This is a genomic window from Virgibacillus salexigens (assembly GCF_014905415.1).
Taxonomy (GTDB): domain Bacteria; phylum Bacillota; class Bacilli; order Bacillales; family Amphibacillaceae; genus Virgibacillus; species Virgibacillus salexigens.
Genome location: NZ_BNEO01000012.1, coordinates 21,388 through 42,713 on the forward strand (window position 1 = coordinate 21,388; position 21,326 = coordinate 42,713).

Annotated in this window: 36 protein-coding genes, 2 tRNA genes and 1 rRNA gene; 6 read left to right on the forward strand and 33 right to left on the reverse strand. The window is 35.0% G+C overall.

Translation table 11 applies throughout. From position 1 onward, the window contains the following. Positions 1-8: 8 nt before the first annotated feature. From JKP73_RS21725 to JKP73_RS21750, 6 genes are all read right to left on the reverse strand, one after another. Positions 9-155, reverse strand: coding sequence for a hypothetical protein (locus tag JKP73_RS21725; protein ID WP_200411930.1), 147 nt, complete (start codon positions 153-155; stop codon positions 9-11). Further along, positions 152-1,108, reverse strand: a complete 957-nt coding sequence (locus tag JKP73_RS21730) for a minor capsid protein (RefSeq protein WP_200411931.1) — start codon at positions 1,106-1,108, stop codon at positions 152-154. The genes JKP73_RS21725 and JKP73_RS21730 overlap by 4 nt, the downstream gene beginning before the upstream one ends. A 9-nt stretch (positions 1,109-1,117) precedes the next feature. Continuing rightward, on the reverse strand, positions 1,118-2,536 hold the full coding sequence (locus JKP73_RS21735; protein WP_200411932.1) for a phage portal protein: 1,419 nt from the start codon (positions 2,534-2,536) through the stop codon (positions 1,118-1,120). 12 nt (positions 2,537-2,548) lie between these two features. After that, complete coding sequence (locus tag JKP73_RS21740) at positions 2,549-3,847, reverse strand: PBSX family phage terminase large subunit (protein WP_200411933.1); 1,299 nt, start codon at positions 3,845-3,847, stop codon at positions 2,549-2,551. Then, positions 3,844-4,581: a phage terminase small subunit gene (gene terS / locus JKP73_RS21745; protein WP_200411961.1), complete on the reverse strand. Its 738-nt coding sequence runs from the start codon at positions 4,579-4,581 to the stop codon at positions 3,844-3,846. Before terS ends, JKP73_RS21740 begins: the two co-directional genes overlap by 4 nt. 75 nt (positions 4,582-4,656) lie before the next feature. After that, entirely contained in the window at positions 4,657-4,968 is a 312-nt protein-coding gene (locus tag JKP73_RS21750) for a hypothetical protein (RefSeq protein WP_200411934.1), read from the reverse strand. Between the two features lie 350 nt (positions 4,969-5,318). On the opposite strand from JKP73_RS21750, the gene JKP73_RS21755 reads away from it, so the two are divergent. Then, the gene (locus JKP73_RS21755; RefSeq protein ID WP_200411935.1) at positions 5,319-6,110 is read left to right on the forward strand and encodes a hypothetical protein; all 792 of its coding nucleotides are present in this window, start codon (positions 5,319-5,321) and stop codon (positions 6,108-6,110) included. A gap of 673 nt (positions 6,111-6,783) precedes the next feature. Here the strand turns inward: JKP73_RS21755 and JKP73_RS21760 are convergent. The 24 genes from JKP73_RS21760 to JKP73_RS21870 form a co-directional block, all read right to left on the reverse strand. Continuing rightward, the gene (locus tag JKP73_RS21760; protein WP_234447166.1) at positions 6,784-7,245 is read right to left on the reverse strand and encodes a sigma-70 family RNA polymerase sigma factor; all 462 of its coding nucleotides are present in this window, start codon (positions 7,243-7,245) and stop codon (positions 6,784-6,786) included. After that, positions 7,187-7,420: a hypothetical protein gene (locus JKP73_RS23285; RefSeq protein WP_234447167.1), complete on the reverse strand. Its 234-nt coding sequence runs from the start codon at positions 7,418-7,420 to the stop codon at positions 7,187-7,189. The genes JKP73_RS21760 and JKP73_RS23285 overlap by 59 nt, the downstream gene beginning before the upstream one ends. Further along, a complete protein-coding gene (locus JKP73_RS21765) occupies positions 7,420-7,572 on the reverse strand; it encodes a hypothetical protein (RefSeq protein WP_200411936.1) in 153 nt (50 codons plus the stop codon). The genes JKP73_RS23285 and JKP73_RS21765 overlap by 1 nt, the downstream gene beginning before the upstream one ends. An 83-nt stretch (positions 7,573-7,655) precedes the next feature. Further along, the gene (locus JKP73_RS21770; RefSeq protein WP_200411937.1) at positions 7,656-8,207 is read right to left on the reverse strand and encodes a hypothetical protein; all 552 of its coding nucleotides are present in this window, start codon (positions 8,205-8,207) and stop codon (positions 7,656-7,658) included. Positions 8,208-8,229: 22 nt separating this feature from the next. Beyond that, positions 8,230-9,060 carry a putative phage abortive infection protein gene (locus JKP73_RS21775; protein ID WP_200411938.1) on the reverse strand — a complete coding sequence of 277 codons (831 nt, stop codon included), beginning with the start codon at positions 9,058-9,060 and terminating at the stop codon, positions 8,230-8,232. Next, on the reverse strand, positions 9,057-9,251 hold the full coding sequence (locus JKP73_RS21780; protein WP_200411939.1) for an XtrA/YqaO family protein: 195 nt from the start codon (positions 9,249-9,251) through the stop codon (positions 9,057-9,059). Before JKP73_RS21780 ends, JKP73_RS21775 begins: the two co-directional genes overlap by 4 nt. 116 nt (positions 9,252-9,367) lie before the next feature. Next, the gene (locus JKP73_RS21785; protein WP_200411940.1) at positions 9,368-9,739 is read right to left on the reverse strand and encodes a RusA family crossover junction endodeoxyribonuclease; all 372 of its coding nucleotides are present in this window, start codon (positions 9,737-9,739) and stop codon (positions 9,368-9,370) included. Between the two features lies 1 nt (position 9,740). Then, positions 9,741-9,998, reverse strand: coding sequence for a lysophospholipid acyltransferase family protein (locus JKP73_RS21790; RefSeq protein WP_200411941.1), 258 nt, complete (start codon positions 9,996-9,998; stop codon positions 9,741-9,743). Next, complete coding sequence (locus JKP73_RS21795; protein ID WP_200411942.1) at positions 9,995-10,156, reverse strand: hypothetical protein; 162 nt, start codon at positions 10,154-10,156, stop codon at positions 9,995-9,997. Before JKP73_RS21795 ends, JKP73_RS21790 begins: the two co-directional genes overlap by 4 nt. Further along, the gene (locus tag JKP73_RS21800; protein WP_200411943.1) at positions 10,123-10,320 is read right to left on the reverse strand and encodes a DUF6011 domain-containing protein; all 198 of its coding nucleotides are present in this window, start codon (positions 10,318-10,320) and stop codon (positions 10,123-10,125) included. Before JKP73_RS21800 ends, JKP73_RS21795 begins: the two co-directional genes overlap by 34 nt. 2 nt (positions 10,321-10,322) lie before the next feature. Continuing rightward, positions 10,323-11,096, reverse strand: a complete 774-nt coding sequence (locus JKP73_RS21805; protein ID WP_200411944.1) for an ATP-binding protein — start codon at positions 11,094-11,096, stop codon at positions 10,323-10,325. A 9-nt stretch (positions 11,097-11,105) separates the two neighbouring features. Further along, positions 11,106-11,924 (reverse strand): phage replication protein O, encoded by an 819-nt coding sequence (locus JKP73_RS21810; RefSeq protein ID WP_200411945.1) that lies wholly within the window; start codon positions 11,922-11,924, stop codon positions 11,106-11,108. 180 nt (positions 11,925-12,104) lie between these two features. Further along, on the reverse strand, positions 12,105-12,905 hold the full coding sequence (locus JKP73_RS21815; RefSeq protein WP_038246219.1) for a recombinase RecT: 801 nt from the start codon (positions 12,903-12,905) through the stop codon (positions 12,105-12,107). Continuing rightward, entirely contained in the window at positions 12,905-13,084 is a 180-nt protein-coding gene (locus tag JKP73_RS21820) for a hypothetical protein (RefSeq protein ID WP_038246217.1), read from the reverse strand. The genes JKP73_RS21815 and JKP73_RS21820 overlap by 1 nt, the downstream gene beginning before the upstream one ends. Before the next feature lies 1 nt (position 13,085). After that, complete coding sequence (locus JKP73_RS21825; protein ID WP_200411946.1) at positions 13,086-14,018, reverse strand: YqaJ viral recombinase family nuclease; 933 nt, start codon at positions 14,016-14,018, stop codon at positions 13,086-13,088. Beyond that, the gene (locus JKP73_RS21830; RefSeq protein ID WP_200411947.1) at positions 14,011-14,271 is read right to left on the reverse strand and encodes a hypothetical protein; all 261 of its coding nucleotides are present in this window, start codon (positions 14,269-14,271) and stop codon (positions 14,011-14,013) included. Before JKP73_RS21830 ends, JKP73_RS21825 begins: the two co-directional genes overlap by 8 nt. A 99-nt stretch (positions 14,272-14,370) precedes the next feature. Continuing rightward, positions 14,371-14,586, reverse strand: coding sequence for a YqaI family protein (locus tag JKP73_RS21835; RefSeq protein ID WP_200411948.1), 216 nt, complete (start codon positions 14,584-14,586; stop codon positions 14,371-14,373). A gap of 93 nt (positions 14,587-14,679) precedes the next feature. Next, positions 14,680-14,946 carry a hypothetical protein gene (locus JKP73_RS21840; RefSeq protein WP_200411949.1) on the reverse strand — a complete coding sequence of 89 codons (267 nt, stop codon included), beginning with the start codon at positions 14,944-14,946 and terminating at the stop codon, positions 14,680-14,682. Further along, a complete protein-coding gene (locus tag JKP73_RS21845; RefSeq protein ID WP_200411950.1) occupies positions 14,943-15,452 on the reverse strand; it encodes a helix-turn-helix domain-containing protein in 510 nt (169 codons plus the stop codon). The genes JKP73_RS21840 and JKP73_RS21845 overlap by 4 nt, the downstream gene beginning before the upstream one ends. Before the next feature lie 89 nt (positions 15,453-15,541). After that, positions 15,542-15,784 (reverse strand): helix-turn-helix domain-containing protein, encoded by a 243-nt coding sequence (locus JKP73_RS21850; RefSeq protein WP_200411951.1) that lies wholly within the window; start codon positions 15,782-15,784, stop codon positions 15,542-15,544. Between the two features lie 12 nt (positions 15,785-15,796). After that, a complete protein-coding gene (locus tag JKP73_RS21855) occupies positions 15,797-16,117 on the reverse strand; it encodes a hypothetical protein (RefSeq protein ID WP_200411952.1) in 321 nt (106 codons plus the stop codon). After that, complete coding sequence (locus tag JKP73_RS21860; RefSeq protein WP_200411953.1) at positions 16,118-16,882, reverse strand: phage antirepressor KilAC domain-containing protein; 765 nt, start codon at positions 16,880-16,882, stop codon at positions 16,118-16,120. It lies immediately after the preceding gene. A gap of 197 nt (positions 16,883-17,079) precedes the next feature. Further along, complete coding sequence (locus JKP73_RS21865) at positions 17,080-17,247, reverse strand: hypothetical protein (RefSeq protein WP_200411954.1); 168 nt, start codon at positions 17,245-17,247, stop codon at positions 17,080-17,082. Positions 17,248-17,409: 162 nt separating this feature from the next. Continuing rightward, complete coding sequence (locus tag JKP73_RS21870; protein WP_200411955.1) at positions 17,410-17,631, reverse strand: helix-turn-helix transcriptional regulator; 222 nt, start codon at positions 17,629-17,631, stop codon at positions 17,410-17,412. Positions 17,632-17,786: 155 nt separating this feature from the next. Between JKP73_RS21870 and JKP73_RS21875 the strand changes: the two genes are divergently transcribed. The 5 genes from JKP73_RS21875 (at position 17,787) to JKP73_RS21895 (ending at position 20,832) form a co-directional block, all read left to right on the forward strand. Beyond that, the gene (locus JKP73_RS21875) at positions 17,787-18,143 is read left to right on the forward strand and encodes a helix-turn-helix domain-containing protein (RefSeq protein ID WP_200411956.1); all 357 of its coding nucleotides are present in this window, start codon (positions 17,787-17,789) and stop codon (positions 18,141-18,143) included. Between the two features lie 139 nt (positions 18,144-18,282). Further along, positions 18,283-18,921, forward strand: a complete 639-nt coding sequence (locus JKP73_RS21880) for a hypothetical protein (RefSeq protein WP_200411957.1) — start codon at positions 18,283-18,285, stop codon at positions 18,919-18,921. Between the two features lie 78 nt (positions 18,922-18,999). Then, entirely contained in the window at positions 19,000-19,467 is a 468-nt protein-coding gene (locus JKP73_RS21885; protein ID WP_200411958.1) for an ImmA/IrrE family metallo-endopeptidase, read from the forward strand. Continuing rightward, entirely contained in the window at positions 19,442-19,606 is a 165-nt protein-coding gene (locus tag JKP73_RS21890; protein WP_200411959.1) for a hypothetical protein, read from the forward strand. Before JKP73_RS21885 ends, JKP73_RS21890 begins: the two co-directional genes overlap by 26 nt. Before the next feature lie 2 nt (positions 19,607-19,608). After that, complete coding sequence (locus tag JKP73_RS21895; RefSeq protein ID WP_200411960.1) at positions 19,609-20,832, forward strand: site-specific integrase; 1,224 nt, start codon at positions 19,609-19,611, stop codon at positions 20,830-20,832. Positions 20,833-20,956: 124 nt separating this feature from the next. Here JKP73_RS21895 and JKP73_RS21900 read toward each other — a convergent pair. From JKP73_RS21900 to rrf, 3 genes are all read right to left on the reverse strand, one after another. Further along, positions 20,957-21,029 (reverse strand) — tRNA-Thr (locus JKP73_RS21900). Positions 21,030-21,036: 7 nt separating this feature from the next. Then, a tRNA-Asn gene (locus JKP73_RS21905) sits at positions 21,037-21,111 on the reverse strand. An 80-nt stretch (positions 21,112-21,191) separates the two neighbouring features. After that, positions 21,192-21,307 (reverse strand): 5S ribosomal RNA (gene rrf, locus JKP73_RS21910). Positions 21,308-21,326: the final 19 nt, after the last annotated feature.

Sequence of the window (21,326 nt, forward strand, 5' to 3'; positions counted from 1 at the left end):
GACAAATATTATTTATAAGCTTTATGTTTCCTTTCCTTCAGTCTTTCTGGTTTCGCTTGAGGTTGATAAGCCTTCGGTGGTTCGTTCATCTTTTTCAATTCTTGATGTATTCCCTTTAATGTCTCATTGATTTCAGCTAATACATGTTGAGTCATAGCGTATATTTCCCCTCTCTTTCTTTAAAGAATTTTTCTCTCCAATTATCAGGTAACACAAGTGCCGCGGAACTTCTACAAAACGGATGCATTGGTGCAGCATTAACACCTGGCTTCATATCTTTTACCTTAAAACGTTTGCCGTTTAGACCTCGACACCTTTTCGTAGTACGATTATCCAGCTTTGCAACAAATTCATATTCTGCACCTGGGTTATCTTCCATGACAGCTTGAAATGATAATCTCATACTTTCTGTTTGAACTCTTGCAGTTTCTGTGATTAATAGCCTTCTAGCTTCAAAGGTTGTTACATCAAAGCGTTCTCTAACTTGTTTTACAAATCTATCTGGATGTACGCCACGTATTATCGAGCTATTGATGATTGTTTCTAACTCATTCCTTAATCCTTTCATGTCATTCCATATTCGAGTGGACCATGTAGCATTATAAAATGATGCAGCAACAAGAGATTTAAGCGTAGATGCTGTAATAGCTATATCAGCACCTAATATCCCTGCTTGTCGTGCCACCTCAGCAAGCGCAGCTTGTTCTAAATACGCTTGAAAGGTTTTAACCTGTTCATCTGCCATAGCAACTAAATGAGCGTTTAAATACATCCTTAATAATTCTTGTCGATTAATACGCATTTTCGTGTTGTAGGTGTAAAGCTCCTCATTGGCTTTATCGCCGAAATTCTTTTCTTTAACATATCTTGCAGCAGTCTTTTCAAAAGCTTGCACATCCATTTCAGAAACACGCTTTTTCGCTTCACTTGGAGTTATATTATTCTTTCCTGCATACCTGGTATAAAAAGCATTGATTTCCTTCTCAATTTCACGCAACGCATGCTCGATGATTTCACGAAGCTTTGCGACTACCTCTTCATCTTTCATTTGTTCTAGTGTGATATTATCTCGTTCGCGCTCTACCCAGTAATTTTCCTCTTCTGGCATCTAATCACCTCAATTCTCCATGTAATTAGATATTTGGCTTTTCTGTCGCTCTTTCAATTCTTGTTCAATACGTTTTTGCTCTTCTTCTGGGTTTTCAATGATGGATAGAATGTTCAGTTTGGTTTGCTGCGATAATTCTCCACCAAGAGAACTAAACATATCGATCTCATCTTTGAGCGATTTCGGTAGGTTAGGCGTAAATGTAATCGTAATATCGTTCACATCAAAGCCACCCTCACTAGCACGCTCCAATATGTTATTAAGCAATCGATAGCGATCACGTAAAGAACGCTTAAACAATCTTTCCTTTGTTGCTCTAATTTGTTCTAATCCGAATAATTTGTACTTCATGGATTCCCCAGATTGAACACCAGAAAAGTTTTCATCGTTGAGATCAGGTGTATTTGTAAATTTATGAATGTCAGCTTGTACCCTGTCTTTATATTTTTCTACACCAGCAACATCATATTTTTTATAGATGTAATCAGCATTTACATTCCCTTCTTTACCAGCAGGATTAACTTCTGGTTCCATGTAAAGGATGTTAGATTCTTTCATCCTCTTAGCATGATCGACAGGATCTTCATCTCCAATATTATCCATCATTCCGAGACGACCTTTAATAACTAGCAGCGCATCGTTTAAATCGGTCATGTAGTTCGCTGTATCTGATTCTGCTGCATCGTATAAATCAATTAAATTTAGTACATTTTCAAAATCACCTTGCCTAAATCGATTGTTGGCATATTCAATGACTGGAACAGCATGGAAATAATGGGCCATTTCCTCTGGATTCTCTAGCTTATATGACTGCTTATCTTTTAAGGTATAGGTATATATTTTATCCTTTGTGTATAATTCAACCGTTAATTCTTCGCTGTTCATTTGATCATAGATATAACGAACAGCAGCAATAGGCTTTCTCTCTACCGTATTATCATAAATGACAAAGGTTTCTAGGGGGCTTAACATGGTAAAACAGTTTTGATCTTCCTTATTTCGATATAACAATTCATAAGCTCGACCATAGATAGACAAGTCTAAGATCATTTCGCTATTATGTGCATCTGCATCATTATCGCGATTAATCTTCTTTAATGTGTCATTAACTTTCTCATCGTTATGTTGTGTTTTTATCGGTATTCCGACCATATACCCCTGTATGAACTGGCTCACATACTTGGCAAAATTGTGTGTTGCTCTATGATCTGCCAAATGTTCCTCTTTTCGGCGTTTCTTTTTTAGGATCATGGTGTTATTACCTAAATAATAGCTATCTAATTCATCTAACCTTTTCCGTTGATGCTGCTCATGATCCTGAATCATCTTAGATAAATCATCTAGATTTTCTAGTAAACTCTCAGCACTCGAATAGGTAAAATGCTTATTTGCTTCATCAGGAAAACGTTGTTTGCTTTCACTTGCCATAAAACCCCTCCTTTATGAAAATATTGATTTAAAGGCTTTGTACTGGTTTTTCTTGTCTTTCAAATCAACTACCTCATAATCATCTAATCCGTACCACATAGCTGAGAATGTATGCGGATCGATATTAAATTCATCATAAATTGTATTGCCTTGCTTACCTTTCTTATAGGTTAGGTTCCTAAGCTCTCTAATAGTGTTCGGGCATTTATCGGAACATACAATTCTTCTAAACCGTTTCATTTTCTTCACGTTTTCTAATCGAGTCGGTTTATATGCTCCTACAATGTTAATGCCACGTTTGTTAAGATAATAGATCGTCTTAGGCTCAGCAGAATCACCCTTCACTCTTTCCTTACTGATCCTAAACTCTTCTAAATCCTCCGCTATTTCTGGATCGTCTTTATGCCGACTGTAATATTCCCAATAGATGTATAATGTTTTGTTCTTATCATCTACCGCCATACGCAATAAAGCGTTATAGGAATCTTCAAACCCAAAGTCCATACCATTTCGATAAAGCGGCCTGTAGATAGCACCTATTTCTTTCATAACTTGATCATGTGGCATGGATTCGAACTGTGGTAGTACCTTTGTTCCAGAAACACCAAAACGACCTTTACGGGCTACCCTGTAAAGATCTAGGTCATAAACTTTGGTTTTTTCTAATTCTTCTACATAACTTGCAGGCAAGAATAAATTATCATCCGCAGTAGAATGGTGATAATACGTATCATCCACTACAATGGTACGTTTTTTATATAATTCTTCATCATCCAAAAAGATAACTTGGTCATCTTGTCCTTTGTTTTTGATGAAGAAATGCGAATATGTCCAGTTTCCTTCGTCTACAGGATTCGTAGAAAGAATCATATGCAATTTCAATTTTGGATGTCTTAAACGACCAATTAACTCTTTGAAACCTGCGTATTTGATTTCAGAACATTCTTCTAACCAAATAATCGATACGTTATGAATGGATTTTAATTTCTGCGGCTTGTCCATCCCTTTGAAAATAATCTTGCTTCCATTCGGAAACCGTATTTGCATCGGAGAGGTAACAGCCTTTACCTTATCATCAATTTCTAGATCAATTAGTAGTTCTTCAAATAAAGAAAAACAAGACTCTCGAATTGTTTCATATACTTCCCTAACAACTAGTGCTGTTCGCTTTTCCTCTAGTAACTTAAGAATGATTTTTAATGCAACATGATAACTTTTGCTGGATCCATAACCACCGACTAAGAATTGGAATTTCTGTTTCCAATCGAAAAGGAATCTCTCAAAGTGTGGATTTACCTCTTTTTCAATCATGATGTATCACCTTTACGCTTGATCATGATTTCAATTGGCTTGTCTTTGTCATCGTTAGTAGAAATCTTTTCTATTTCAGCCTTGGTTTTATCGATGGTTGCTCTCATTTTTTCAACTTCCAGCAATCGATTATCCTCATAATCAGCCATTTCAATAAACTGTTTCAGCATACTTCGTAATTCACCCATAGCCCGACTTTGAGAATTTAAAAAATTCGCCTGTTTATCCCAAGCGAATTGCAACTCATATTCTTCTTCAATTGGAACTTGCTTTACTTCCTCACCCATAGGAATGACTTCGTACTTTGATTTCTTTAATTCTTTCGTTAAATCGTTCTGATCGTTAACGAACATGATTTGCTGCGCTCTCATGATGGATGCAAACTGCATCTTAATATTCATCCATAAAATATCCAACGGAGAAATGCTCTCTATATTGTTTACTATATCCAGCGTTTCTTCTGGTAGGTATTTCGCAAATAATCCATGAGTGAGAGCATTGTTGTTGTTTTGTGGAGCGCCACCTTTATTGCCTAATGCGTTTTTATTACCAGGTTGACCACCTTTTTTTGTGTGCACACTTTTTTCTTTGGGTGCACCCTTATTTCGTTCCCAGCCATGTCTTCGTTTCCATGATTTCACCGTATTGATAGATACACCATGTTTCTCAGCAATCTCTTTATATTTCATGCCTTTAATATAATCTTTCTCGGCTAGTTTATGAGTTTCTGCCACTACATCATCACCCACCCCCATATGTATTCGAGTTGTTTTGTAAAAGAAAAAAGCACCTATCGAGGTGCATTAGAATTATTGATTATTGAAGTGATCAGGATCCGGAAAATCTTCATACCCCGCATACATTGCATATCCACTATAGTTTGAATACTTAGATCTGCTAGACCTCCTAATACGAGGATTGAATCTCGATTTCCTTCGATTCTTCTTGTTTGTTTTGGTTATTAATCTCTTTTCATTTTTGATTTCACCTAGATAGTAACCATTACTGCCATATATCTCGTCACCATAAAACCTACCTACATGTATTCCGGTGTATGTGCGTAATTCGTCACCATCTCTGTAACCGAAATATTTACCTCTCCAAGTCCAAAACTTTTCCATGTTTATCCCCTCCTTATCCCGTAATACGACAAAAAGGGACTATTTTCCTGTTTTTTATAAAATTTTGGTATTTTTGAAGGATTTACAAGTTTTTTGTTGAATATAATAAAAAGGATCTTATTACTATAAAATGGTAATATTTATGATACTTCAAGGACTATAGTTTCGTCACTTCTTATAAGAACGTTTCCTACACAATAAAATTCATTCTCAATTTTAACAATGCTTCCAGTTGAAAGTGAATGTTTTTTTTCTATTAAATCTGAAAAAGAGAATTCACCTAAGAATGATGAATTGCTAAAGATTTGACATTTCATAAACTTACCACCACCTTTGAAAGGAGCTTTATAATGCCTATTTTAGAAAAGGATGTTTATCTAAAAGATTTATTGTTATTTTACCCTTACCTAAAGAAACAAGATGTAATAAGTAAATTACGTTTCATGCATATATTTCCTGAATTCAGAGATGTATATTCAAAAATTAGAGAAAAAAACAAAAAAGATGATACATCACATATCATTGCTAAAGTACTTTCCTATGGTATAGATAACAATATAGTTACAATTAACGAATTAGACGAACTGTTATTTCTATTGTTAGAAGATTCATTATTTAACTCTTATATATATAGGTTAGATCATACTAATATAACACTAGATAATCAGGAGATTATAAATGAAATTTATCAATCTTGGGAACTACCTAGCGAAAAGAAAATTTTAAACAATGTAAACAAAACAACAAATAGTCGTGCTTTCACAGTCTGTGGCTATAGAGAACAAAATAACAGACAAAATCATAGTGAACTTGAGTCTTTAAGATTACTATTATTAGACAAAGAAACTGTGTTAATAAGCAACAAAGATGGAAGTACTAAAGAATCTGTCTACCCAACAATTGTTGAAATAGATTTCAAAAGAAATTTACTCCACATTAGACTTAAAGATGTTGATAATATTATAAATTCCGATGAAAATGTAAGAACAATGTCAGGCAGAGTTAATAATACTTTAAATTTTATAGATTCATTTAACCCACATATTAATTATTCTAATTTCGAAGATTATAGAACGTCTCTTTACAAATTGGAAGAAAATCTTTTAAAAGAAAAACGTAATAAAAAGCTTATATTAAATTAGCCAACTTCGACCAGGAAATTAAAGAATTTGCTAAAAAAGTTGAAACAGCATTTAATCCTCCTACAGATATAGATATATCTACTGAAAGCTATATTTCAAATGCTGTTTTATCTGTAATTGCTACCACAATAAACGATAGTGATATCGGGGATGTCGTTGGGATAAGATTTAGAAATAATAAAGGTTCAGATAGCGAAAAAAAATATGCTGAAATCACAATTACAGATAAAGGCTATAATTGTATCTCGACTAATAATCTTTATTGGATTAATTTACCAGTATTATTAAGTCGAAAAATGGTGGAATTCCTAAAGATAGCAAAAACCTTCGAATCTGGAGTAGTTGTAGCGAATCTAGAATTTTCACTGGATACTGCAAACATTCGTCTTTTACAAAGGTCCAGTTACGATAATGCTGAACACAAAAAACCTACACAAGAAAAGTACGATGATCTAATTAGCTATTTACAATATTTCTTATAAAAATAAGGGAGTTTTAAACTCCCTTTACTATCCTAGTACAATATATCGTAAACGATGTACTTACTGACTCCAGGTAATCAGCAAGCATTAAAACAATTACATAACCGATATCTTTGATAACACCTCCTTATGATAGAGCGTGTTGATACCGTAAGGTATTTCTCGGGCTACTACCGAATATAGCAAGAGCACTATATTACAGCCTCTTCATCCTCAATACGGGTTTGTACGACATTTGTACGACAAAGTTTTTTACTAATTTTTTCTTTAGCACGCTCAATGTACTTTTGAACCGTACTTCTGCCAATACCTAGTTCCTTTTTTATTTCTGAATATGATAACCCTTGTGCCATATGCAGCAAATAACATTGCCTTTCTCTATGAGATAAATCAACCAATATATTGACTAATGCTTCTTTTTGTTCCTCAGCAATTTCTTTTTGTTCTGGCTCAATCTCTAAAGATGGAAATAGATCCATATCTATCAAAGCTCTACGTTGGTAAGCAGAACGTTTATCAATCCCTCTTAAATTACCAGGTCTGCGTCCTACCCTCATCCATTCAATTGATTCAGACATTTCGTTTATCATGCTGTTAATCTGTTTTCTGTCTTGCTTGTCCTCCAAAATCTCTGGATCCAATTCGCTCTTCATTGTCGTTAATCCCTTGCGCCCCACTTCGTACTCGTCTATCAATCTGTCTGCCCATAAGTCCATTCCAACCGACCCCCACGTCAAATAATTGTTGTACATAATCGCTCCGTTTCACAGGAGATAAAGCGCCCACTCGTTTATCTTTTCTGTACTCGCTGATTTTCCATTGATACATCACAGCCACACCAAACTAGCAAAAATTAGAGCCATAGCAATTGCGGTAATGAATGCCATATTCTCTTGCCTTTTCTTATCCGTTTCATAACAAGCAATGATCCACGAAAATAAAATAATGATTAATCCAATGATTTGAAATGCTAATACCATTCTCGATTCCTCCCTTAAAATAAAAAGGACACCAAACGGCAGCCTATTGCTGTCATTTAGTGCCCTCCAGTTAGCTGGTAGAACTAATCATATATAATTTTAATTTTTTGCTTCAATTCTGTTATCTTATCCAACTCTTGACTAAATTTAGGTAAGTAATTATCATCAAATGGAATTGTATTATAATTACCATATTCATAATATATTAATAATTTAGCCTCAATTCCTCCTATTTCATTTTCTATACCTTCGATAAAGTCAAATATATCCCTTGGTATTAAGGAGTTTGGAATCTTATTGATATCATTTCTTACCCTTTCTACTAGAGTAAGATCAACTTTCTTATAGTTCATGTTTTTCTGTTTATTAGACCAATCTTTTTTTAATATAAACATACGTTCAATGAATATATCTAACATTCTATCAACCCTTCTATACTCTTTATAGAAGTCTTCATATAATTTTTTCTCTTCTTCTCTAACACTTCTTTTTAGTAACAAATAAGAGCCTAATGAACCTAGAGCAGCTCCAATAAGCGCTCCTAACATCGTTCCCCAAAACGGTAGCCAATCCTTGATAGTAAGACAATTCATTCCGTCACAGGACTCTACAATATTGACATCAATTGGTGCCACGGTAACCTACCTCTCTAAAATATTAAATATTATTATTCAATTCTTCGTACTTCTTTTTATTTAAAACTGATAAAGTTTTGCCTTCTTTAATTAACTCATCTACATGTCCTTTAAAAAAATATGTTCCTTGTAATATGTCATGAAATTTTTTACTATAAGCTGAATAATTAATATTATAGAAAAGTAAGTTTAATTCAGCAGAAGATAATTGAGCCCTAAATATTCCAAGGTATTCTCTCTTTTCATCTTTAGATAGATTACTATCACTAATAAATTTTACTATCCTATACATATGTCTAAAATAGTGTCCCAAAGAATCACCATTATCTGATTCAAAATCCTTAAATTTATTCTTAATATATTCTTCATCTTTGTAATTAGCTCTATATTTATTTAACTCTTCCTCATTATAATTAACATGACTTGTTGTAAAAAAACCCTTTAGTAAGTTATTAATTTTTTTATCTAAGTCCTCCCACAGCAATTCTAACCCTTTTCTTGACTTAATGCCCTCAAACTCTATTTTCTCTACAATATTAATATGAAGGTTTATCATGTTAAAAAAAGTATTTTCAAACTGTTGTTGGTTAATAACACTACGTGTATTTACAAGTTCTTTTTTCTGGAGATTAAATGTTTTATACAATAAAATTAAACTCAGGAAAGTAAAAATGGGTACAGTAATACCTGATATCCAACCACTGATTGATGCAAAATACCCAGCATATTTATCTACCTCATCAATACCATATTTAAGTGATGCCATCTCTGCAAAAATTTTAAGTAGCAACACCATTAGAGACGATAAAAATATCCCTAGTAAAACATATATTAACATTCTATATTTCTTCAAAACTCTTCCCCCTCATCAAATTTGACCCTTTTAACCCTCCCTTGATGTGTTATAACCTTTGTCTCACCATGTTCAGGTAAATACGTTATTTTCGCCTCTCCTTGACAATATACGACAACAAAAGGCTTATCCTCATTTTCTATATCGACATTGAGCTTTCCTTCTTTGAATGGAATGTTCTTTAATCTCATATGTTTCGCCCCCCACTCGATATTTTTAATTTAAAGCCAATCTGAGCGTTTATATTATTAAAATGAATAAAATCTACTAATCTAGTAATTAAACTCCCAGAATCGGCAGATATGTTTTAATTTGCTATATTTCCATAAGAAACCAATTCATATATTTCAATCTCGGTCCGTTGTTGTTCTTTTTCGCAAGGAATAACTCTTGATCCCATTTCTTTAATCTGGCTATCATCCTTGTACACGATCTTATTGAGAGCATCTGTCACGCCTTTAAATAGGTTGTCGATGTCAGCCCTGTTTCCATGTATATAATGTGTTAGCCTAACACCTACATGCCCCTCAATCGGTTTTCCTTTCATATGCTGCTTAGCAATCCATCCAACTTGCCTTTTATAGACCAGATAACGCTGTGCGTACTTATTTTTATACATGCTCTTTTGAGTCATTCTGACAGCTGGTACTGGCTTACCTGGTATGGTAAATTGAATCATTTTATCCCCCCTTCATCCGATAAGCAAACGGACGTTTAATCTTGCCTTTTCGTGATTGATGGAATAAAGCAAGAAACACTTCGTCTGGATGCCTTCGAATCTTAAAAGCTATCTGCTCTACGTCCTTGCCATTGTTCCATTGCTTAGTAATTTCCTTGATTTGATGCTTAGGAAAAGCAAGTTCTAAATCTTCCAGCACAAATTCATAACCGCCTGTTTCTGGAAGAATAGGTACATTTGATAAGCTTGCTGTATTCATGCCGACTCCCTCATTGATTGCTCCAATCTAGCTTTTAACCGTTCTAAGTCGCTATCATCCCGAACAAAGTCACAATGGCTGTCTGGGCATGGTCTAAATTCTAAAAAGTAGCCGTTATCTATACTTAGACCGCCTGTTCCGTTGCAGGTTTTACACATGAATTATCCTCCTTTAAATAGTCATATATCGTTAATTGATTCTTTTCATACTCATCCGCAACAGCTTTCAAATGTTTTTTATAACAAACAGGACCATAACCACGTTCAATGCTCTTTTTATCTTTTAGCTTTCTTCTACAAGTGGCACATTCAGTGTGATTCAAGATTAAAACTCCTTCCTGCGGTAATCTCTACCGTTCATTTTGATTGGCTTTGTATCTTCCATCATGCGAGAGAAATTACGTTCTCCTACCCATTCCGTTAACTGTTCGCTATTCAAGTTAGTTGTGAAGATCGTAGCTTTGCCAGATCGTTCATCGAATATCTCAAAGAGTTTTGGTGTTGACCATGCCGTTTTATGTTCAGCGCCAATATCATCAATAACCAGTAAATCTACCCTGCTCATAATTCCTAACAATTCATCTTCTGTCGGCCCATCATTGTTGTAAGTATCCTTGATCTTAGTTAGTAGCTTTGGCACTGATATAAACACAGACGTATAACCTTTCTTCATCAATTCTTTGGTTATCGATACAGATAAGTGACTTTTTCCTGTTCCATAACTTCCAGAAAATAATAGATTTTCTTTACCAGTAAAATTGTCTACATAATCCATTGCCTTTTGTTTTGCTTCTTGTAGTTGGTTAGTAGTAGGTTCATAGTTTTCAAATGTAGCCTTTTGTAATGGTCTATTTAACAAGCTATGGTTATTGAAGTATTTCAGCATTTTTTGTGTTTTCAAGCGCTCAGCACGTTTCTTTTCTTGATCGGCCAATCGAATATCTTCGCATTTACATCCGACATCGACCGTTATCCATTCGCCTTTATCTGGTCCGCCTGTTAGCTGCATTTGTTTCTTCTGGACAGTTCGTCCGCATCCTTCACAATCATAGGTAATGATCAAGCGCTCTTTAGGTTTCATTAAACTAATCTGTTCCATAGCTACCTCCTAAAATCCGTAATTATAGCTATCGTCCTCAGCTTCTCTATTGAATTGAATGACATTTGATTTTGTTTTGTTGCGTTCTTGTTTCACTTGCATGATTAATGTGTCAAACTTCTCTCTTAATTTAGAAGGAGACAGTATATTTGCCTGCCAAAAATCATGACTTTGCGTCCACTTGATTAAATATTCAATCTGGTCTTCTGTACGATTGTCTCTTTCACGCATTAAACGAATATCACTTGCCCATTTTTCTAGGTTAGGATTTTTATAGTTAGGATTGTTTTCTCTAATATTTGAGAGAAGTAATTCTGCTAGAGTCATGTCGCAAATTTCATATTTGTGACGTTTCTCTTTATCTTTCTTTTCTTTCTTACTACATTCTTTATCATTCTTATTATTGTTCCGTTGCTGTTCCGTTGCTGTTCCATCACTGTTCCGTCGCTGTTCCACTGAATCTTTTTTATAGTTATCTAAACCTTGATACAGTGCATAATTGACGACTGTAAAGAGTGTTCCATATTCTGTTGATTTCGTTGTTATTCTCTCTTCTTTTTCAAGTGATTTAATCTTCCTTTGAATTGTCGTTAAAGGATACTTTTTTACAGCATTTCCTCTGCCTTCTCGGTAGGATAAATCATCTTGTAGGTTCCTCAATGACCGCAGATATTGCCCTCTCTCAAGATGAATTCCAGCTTGTTCTATTCCGTCTTGAGAGAAGACTGCCTTCCCAAGAATGTAAAAGAATATCCTGAACTTCACGACATCTGACCATATTTCATTTTCGAATATCTCCCTACTGACTTGGAAAGCCCCCTTAGTCATTTTGGATCACTTCTCCTTGTTAAAATTACTTATCTATTAATTTCACAAACCGCAAACCTACCTGATACCTTCAAAACGGTATAATCTGGATATCTACGCATATAATCTAATACCAGACGTTTGATCTCTTCTTTATCTTGCGCCTGCTCGAATATCCATTCAGGCAGGCGCACATTTGATTTATTGTGCATCGCTAAAATCTATCTCTTGATCATCATTAACCTCTGAAAAATCTGCCTCTATAATGTCCTGTTCATCAAATTCGTTAGCTTTTTCGATAGGATCTTTATTGTCCTCTACAATGCCTTTCTGCATATCAATAGAGAGGATACCCCATTTATTCAACATGTTCCTAATAACCGTTTTCTTTGCCATGGCATCCCAATCTTTCTTCCAGCCAAAATCTGACTTGCTAAACCTTTTCTTATGTTTTTCTATTTCTTCTTTAGACCAATAAACCGTCTTCCTAAATCCATTGATTAATTCAAAATATCCTGTGTAGCCAATTACCTTGTCCGATTGTTTCTGTTCAAAATCAAGCTCCATTTCTTCTGTTAAACGGTTAAAAGACTTTAGCTCCCCTTCATAAACCTCGATCACATTAATATTCCGATATTGTCCCGTTCTAAGAGCCAACTGTATATAACCTTTATAACCTAGCTGAAATTGCGCTTTTCCACCGTATGGAACAATCCAGGCATAACCTAAGTTTTTATCGATAGGTAAATCTAATGTAGCTGCTACCAATGCGCTTGTTACAACTGACATCGGTTCAGCTTTTTGAAGATAAGAGTCATTTGAATATAGGTTTAATAATGATGACATGAATTGTGGTGCTTTCTTATCAAGCACTTCATCAAATTTCTTTCTCATTGTTGGTGTACTTAGTAATTGTTTCAGTCCTAAATTATTAGGATTGACCTGATTACTCCCTTGATTTTTATTAGCGATCTGATTCTTAACTGAGTCATTTGTAGCCATTATTCATACACCTTTCTTTTAGCAGTAATATGAGTTTCGATTGAACCGAAGTCACCTTCATAATTCTTATCTTCAGAACTAGGACGATTAAAAATTTTAATTGCGTGTTCAGCGTTGTTAGCTGTGATTTCAAACTCCTTGATTATTTCTTTCACTTCTCTTACAACGAATTTAGGCATATTATCCGATCTCCTTTACATTAAATCTGCGACTTGTGGTGGTCTTTAATACCGAGTTATATATATCAGGGTATTTACTTTTTAAAAGCTTGCTATCGACCCTGTTTTGCTTCACAGGTTTCCAATCTACTTGGTAATTTTGAACGAATCCTGTTTCTGCATCTTCAAGCTCTTTTTTGATCTGATTTTCCGTTTGTTTTTGCAGTTCTTGTAATTGATTGATATTGGCTTTCAATTCCAATAGGTTGTCCAGTTTTTCTTTATAATCAAAGCCAAGATCAATGGTTTTTCCTTCTTCTGTTTTGGCATAACGTTCTTTCAGAAACTTCTCAGCAGCACTCGAACCATCTAAAGCTGGCGGATTATTCCCTAGTACATGGTGATTCCAGAAATGAACCTCAGCATCGATTATCATTTGAATCAATTCTTCATCACGTTCGATTTCTTTCCAGATAAACTTTTGACCGCCAATTAATACAGCGATATATGCCTTTCCGTAACCAGTTACACCTAGATAATGCTGTACTTGTACCAGGTAGGCTTCTGGAATTTCCTCACTATCCCAATCTTTAGCTAGAAACATGCTGGCAGTTTTACACTCTAGAAGTGCATTTTCTCCAACAACCTTCCTGTCGATGTTAGCCATAATAAAAGGATGTTCTGGATGCTGTAACATGAAGTTGTTTTTACGTACTCTCTTGCCTGATCGAACTTCAAACTCTTTAGCCACCATATCCTCTAGCAAGTTTCCAAAATAGGCAGCTTCCCCTGCTGTATCTTCTATTGTTGTTTGACCTGATTTCTCTAGCCATAATTCGAAAGGTGTACGGTATTTATTCAATCCAAGGATGATGGAAGCATCACTTCCACCAATCCCTTTTGTCCGTTCTTGCAGCCATTCTTGATGGCTCATTTCCACTGTGTTTTTAGCCATTGTTTAATTCCTCCATTTCTTCTAGTTCTTGTTCTGCATCTTCCAATTTTTCTAATCTATCTTCATCGATAAACGCCATTCCACCAGTAGAAAAATTAATAGAAACTCGACCTTTACCTGTAATTTGGTAATCTTCATCTACACTAAAATCCTGAAAAATTTCATAATCTCGAGAATTAACATTGCCAACAATTTCAACTTCCGATTCCATGTCATAATCTAGTAATTCTTTAATCAATTCATTAACCGTCATTTATAATTCCTCCCTTGCCCTTATTAAGCTACTGACGTATAATAAAGGCACATTGTATTAATTAGTTGTTTGTTTAGAGCCCATTGCAGTGGGTTCTTTTTATTGTGCTTCTTCATAAGTTGCTCCCAACAATTCCAATACTTCTTTCGATTCTTTACTCAATGAATCAACCAAGAAAAATTGATCTTCTAAAACTAAAATGTCATCTTCGGGGAAAACATCATTCCCTAGAGCATCTACAGTGTTTTCATTCCTTAAATGGTTCATTACCGGATAACCAGTATCCATAATTCTTGCGATTACAGGATGTTCCACCTTATCCCTCCTAACTTGTAATTAGTGCATATTCAAGAAATACAATCATTCCAACAAAAGAGATCCAGATTTTAATTACATGTGCTTTTTCGCTCATAAACGTGACCTCAAATCAAATATCACTTTGTTTACATATTGCTGACCGCGTATTTTTTCCAGTTCGAACATATGGTGATCTGCATTTTCTTTTGAAACTTGCATCTTTTCTAATTCATGCAAAGAACGAATAGCATTTTCTAAATATGCTGCAGCTTCACCAAATTTTTCATCATTTAATTTCCGAACTGCGTTATTAGCACAATAGTTGTAACAATCGATCTCTTTTTTTGCTTTTGGTAAATCCGATTTAAAGAAGTTCATTCTATCCATCCATTCTTTTTGTATTGTTCGCTGCGGTTTTTATGGCACTCTTTTAAAGAGAGTTTATATTCATCGGCTAATATAGCTTTTAAGTTACCGATTGCTGTCTCAGCATCAATTAACTCACCGATGACCTTTTCTACTTGTTTCAGTTCCTCCAGGTTGCTTGCTTCTGGGGATTTAACCAGGCTTACATCTTTTAATATTTGAATGACCTCGGATGTTTCTTTAAGTACAAATTCCTCTAATGCTAATCGGTGCCATTCAACCGCGTTACCGCTTAATCTTGGTGCTGTGTATCCATCTGAAAACTCATGCACAATATCAAGCGCATATAATGGGTTGTCCAAGTTTTTCAATGAATGATGCGCCACATCTTCCTGCAGCTTTCGATTTCCTTTTTCAATCTCGCTGATCATTGACTTACTGAGGTTAAATTCTAATGCTAGTTGCTCCTGCGTAAGCCCCTCACTCTTTCTCATTTCCTTAAGGGCTTTTCCTACCATTTTTCAAACTCTCCTTTTTGTGGAATTTTTTATATTTTTATTCACTATGTTTTGTTGTACTATTTAAATACCGATCCCCACTCGGTTGTTTAAGGTCTCATAATTCTTAGCTGTCCATATTGATTTGGTTTATTATTTTCCTCGTAATTCATGATTTGCGGTATCGACCGTTTCTCGACCCACTCATCTACCAGGTCCTTCCGAAAAACCCATTTACGCCTCCCTGGGAAACGAAGGACTGGTAACCTTTCCTCATGTACATACTTTCTGAGTGTGTTTACAGAAACCCCGATATACGCTGCTGTTTCTTTTGAATTCATGTGTCCTTGCATTTAGACCACTCCTTATATGAACTCGATAATGCAGTATGTCTGTTCATCATTCTTGGAAGAAAAGACAACGACATCGTTCGAAATATTTGTATTGTAGTTTTTTTCGTTGAAAGTAAAAGTTGTTTCGGACGTTAAAATTAATATAATGTTTCCATGCTCTTCAACATGTTCCATAAAAATGCGTTCAACAGGCGCTTCAACATGCAGGAATGGTTCGCTTTGAAAGTCATGATGATAGAACTCGATGAATATTTTTGTAAGATCATTACTAGCTTTTTCTACCAATCTTCTATAGCTAGTTTGGAAATTGTTAAATTGTTTTACGTTACTCAATTAATCCACCAACCTTAGTTGTTCGTTTTCTCGTTCAATAATTGGCAATATACCTTTCTTTTCTTTGAGAATTTGGTAAATAAACATTCTTCCTTTTTGAGTCCAGTAAGTGTGCAGCTTAGATTTTGTTCCACCGTCATAATCTTGTGTTCTACTGTGTGCATATCCTTTTGGAGCATATTTTTGATAAAGCAACCAAGTTCCACCTTGTTTGTATTGGATACCTAACTCGTGAAGAATTTTATTCAATGCCGTTCCGCTCAACCCGTAGTCTTTAGCGATAGTACTGATAGCAAGTAGTGACTTGTTTTGAAGAACCAAATCATAATAGGAAGCTTTTGGTTTAAGTTCTTTGTTTTCGAGTTGAAGTTTTTCGTTTTCATCAACTTTTTCCACTAGTTGCAGCAAAGCTTCTTTATATGTTGTTGGTAGATTGAATGGTTGTTGTAATTTTTGTTCCATCTGTTCAAAACGTGTTACATACTCAGCTGTAAATTGAACACCTTTACTTCCGGTCATTTTATTTGCAACCATGTCACAGCCTTTTTTGGTTAATAGATAGCAAGGCATGATCTTGTTTTGGCTGTTTTTATATGAACTATCTATAAAGAAATTCTCACTCTGCATTTTTGCAGAGTCCAAATAACTAATGTAGGTTCTGATACTTCTCATAAGTTGGTCATGAGATTTACCTACCATTTCTGCTACTTCTCTGCTGTCAGTTACTAACTTTCCATCGAATGAAATTACTTTTAATTGATTCATAATTGTTCCTCCTTAAGTCCTCCCTTTCTGATAGAATATTGTCGAAAGGGTGTGAGATATATGCCATTAACAGATAAAGAAATTGCCTTGGAACTTACAAAGTCTTTTATCGAGCACCTAAACGTCCGGGCTGACAGCAAGGATGTTACAAGTTCTCACTTGAAAGCTGAATCGGTCGCAAAGATTTACGAAGGGTATTATTCTTCGATATCAAAGGTTGGTACCGATGCATCCAACGAATAACTTTGCAACTCGGAGTGAAGAAGATTAATAACTTTGGCGAGTTCTTCTTCACTCCAACCTTTCGATTCAGCGAATTCAACTAGTTCTTGAAAACGTTTCGCGGTTCCTTTTAGTTGATTCATTTGATTACCTCCTTGTTTTCATCACCTTTGGATTTTCACACCCAAGTATCAGCACCTAACGTCATGGCGTTACCTATTGGCACTGCTCCCTATCGCAATTGATAGATCATGACATGCTCCGCTCATTTAGATGTTGATACTTGGATGTGAAGATGATGTAATTTAGATTGCTTGTTTTTGTCTCGTTTCGTTACATTGATTTTCAAAAAAAATAGTCCATTCAAAACCAAGTGATGAAGCAATTCTTTTCGCCACCCAAACGCTAGGATTTCGGTTGCCTTGCTCGATCATAGTATAATAAGACCTTTCTATTTCAGCTACTTCCGATACTTGATATTGCGTGAGTCCTTTCTGCAATCTTAATTCCTTTAACCAAGATCTCATCCTCTCACCTCCTATGTTTCGTTTCGTTACATTAATAATAGTATCATTTCGTTACATTGTCAACGGATTTTTATATAAAAAGTTTCTTTTTGTTACAATAAGTTTAAAGTAACGCATTGTTACTGTAAAATAAAGCCATAGGAAGGAGCAGTAACATGCTTAAAGATAGGTTAACTAAATTACGTAAGCAAAGTAAGAAAACTCAAGGCGAGGTAGCAAAAGTGATCGGAGTTTCTAGACCTGCTTACACTGCTTATGAAAAAGGAAATAGAACTCCAGATTATAAAACACTAACAACTTTAGCTGATTATTATAATGTCACTACAGACTATTTACTAGGTCGAGACGGAGACCAGGATAACGATGAAGAAACCAAGCGTGATAAAGTAATCAATAAAATCGCAACCGAATTTCCAGACATTGACCTAATGTTTGAAGATTTATCAAATATGACCTCAGACGATCTAGAAGACGTTTATGAATATATAAAATTTAAAATGAGTAAGAAATAATATTCGTCACATTAGTGGCGTTATATTTTACCAAATCTATGGGTAATTTTAATTACAACTAAATAACTCTTGGAAAAGTTATCCACGTAGTATTTACCTACGTTTTACATAGATTATTACAAATAAGGGAGTAGGTAGGATGAAGAAAGTATACTTATTAATGTTGTCTTTAGTGCTTGGTTTTGTCTTAGTGGCTTGTGGTGAAGAGTCTTCAGATAATGAGAACACAGCAGAATCTAAAGAAAATAATTCATCTGAAGAACAAAACAATGATGAATCAAAAGACAAAGAAAATACTGTTTCAGTGGAAGAAGGGGAAACAATAGACAATGAAGTCGGGAAATTTACTATAGCAAATAAAAAGAAAGATATGAATGAAGTAATAGAGAATGGACCGATGAAACTAACTATTACTGGTATTCAAAGCGCTACTCTTGAACCAAATGGGGATTATAAAGCGATGTTCGACAACAAAGACAAGCTCACAGTTGTTACTGTAGGTATGAAAACTGAAAACACATCTGAAGAAACTGTTTCTTTTTACCCAGACCAAGCAACTCTTACCACTAATGCCGGCGATCAAGTAGATGCAGACTTAATGTTAAGTGATGATGTTGGTGGAGACTTCTACGGGCAGACTAAAAAGGAAGGCGAAGTCATTTTTCAATTAGATACTCCAGCCGCAGACATCTCAGACATTAAGTTAATTATTAACGGCGCACACGATGAAAATATTGATTCTTTAGGAGAAGATATTCAATTGCCTTTAAGTTTTTAAGTGAAATTTGGTGTACATTTGTACACCTTTTCTTATCATCATAAACAGAACATATATTCTCTATAAAGGGGCTACATTATGTATTACACACATGTTGAGGATTATGTAGAGAGCCTATTCTTGTCTATTGGAGTTTTTTACCCTAATCAATTAGATGCTCATTATATTGCAAAAAAACTCGGAGTTGAAATTGTATACAGAGATCACGCATTGCGTTTCGCTAATGAAGTGGTATTACGTAAAGGGAGCGATGAATTTGAATGGCAATTATTTGGACATGAGATTTGTCATTACCTTATACACGCTGGTTGTCAATTAAATATGCACCCACTGTTTATTGATTTACAGGAGTATCAAGCAAATCATTTCTCCTATCATTTTTGTGTGCCGACATTCATGCTTAGAAATCTAGAAAATGTAACTGTTCAAACTACAATGATGAACTTCACAGTAGATTACGATTTTGCTTGTCGCAGATTAGAAATGTACAAAAACAAATTTTATTCTCAGGAGGTTTACCATGAAAGTCACTTTATTGGAAGCTAAACGTAGACAAAAGAAAGCCGAAGATATACTAAACATACCTGTATTTGAAAATATATGGAAGGACGAAAACGGAGAATTAACAGGAAATATTATTGATTATGTAGATATGCCGAAAGAATTAATTAAGAGAGGAGAATAATTATGGCTAGAGGGCATTACAGAAAAAGAGATAATGGAAAATGGCAGCTCGAAGTGGATCTAGGATCATATATCGATCCTAAAACAGGGAAAAAGAAAAGACATAAGAAATATAAAACTATAGAGGCTAAAGGTTCTCGAGAGGTTGAAAAAGAACTCATAAAATTTGTAGCTGCTGTTACAGGTGAAGGGTACTATGAGCCTGAAAAGATCAATTTCGTAGACTTTGTCCAAAAAGAATGGTATCCAAAGCATGCAGAAGTTCATTTATCTCATACTACTATTTCGAACTTTATCGTATATCTTGAAGCAAGAATCCTGCCTGCATTTAAATATTTACGTATGGATCAAATAAAAGGAAAGCATATTGTTGATTTTCTACACAATTTACAAGAGGACGGAATGCGTTTAGATGGAAAAGATGGAAAATTATCAAGTTCGGCCATCTTTTATCATTATCGAATTTTAAACAACATCTTTAATTTTGCTGTTAAAGTAGGAGTAATGACAGAAAACCCATGCAAAAAAATTGATAAACCTAAAGTTGAATACCAAGAAGCCCCTGTATATAGCTTAGAGGAAACGATTCAATTATTAAACTGCTTAGACAAAGAAAAGAATGTGCCACATTGGCAAATAGCTATTAAGTTAGCTATTACTACAGGAATGAGAAGATCAGAGTTGTTTGGTTTAGATCTAAAGAAACACATCGACTTAGATAGCGGTATATTATCTATAAGACAAGCGCTAACCTACTCAAAAGAACAAGGCATTCAATTACATGAGATAAAGAAAGGAAACCGCCAGGCAAGAAAAAGAGATATTTATCTATCTAAATCTTTAATTGAACCAATCAAAAAGCTCATTTCGGTTCGAAACCAAGAAAGCCTTGCTTCAGATAATCCATGGGATGAAGACAATGATCATTGTTTATTACTTTGCGATGAAAATGGGAAACCATTCAACCCTACTTCCTTAAAGAATTGGTGGAAAAGGTTCTTGAAGAGACATAACCTTAAATATATAAAAATACACTCATTAAGGCATACGTCAGCGACTATTTTAATCAATAAAGGAATTGATGCCAAACCTATACAGGAACGACTAGGACATGCTGACATACAAACCACTGTAAATATATATAGTCATCTCTATAAAGAAACTAATCAAATTGTTTCTGAACAATTAGATGATATCCTCCAATTAAATGCCATTAAGAACAAGTAAAAAACATCAAAACACCCTGTATTTTTATATTTCGTCGGCAAAATGTCGGCAAAATCTCCTTATAAACAAAATAGGCTTTCACCCAATGAAGAGTAAAAGCCTATAATATTAACGTTTTTAAGAGAGCTTCCAAGCGGACTTGAACCGCTGACCCCCACCTTACCATGGTGGTGCTCTACCGACTGAGCTATGGAAGCATAAAAATGGCTCCACAGGTAGGATTCGAACCTACGACCGATCGGTTAACAGCCGATAGCTCTACCACTGAGCTACTGTGGAATAGGTTGAAAATTTTTATAAAATTATTATAGTCATATAAATAAGATAACAAACCTTATTTATAAATATGTATTAAAAATGCCTGGCGGCGTCCTACTCTTGCAGGGGCAAAGCCCCAACTACCATCGGCGCTGGAGAGCTTAACTACTGTGTTCGGCATGGGAACAGGTGTGACCTCTCCGCTATTGCTACCAGACATTCCTTAAAAATAAGGA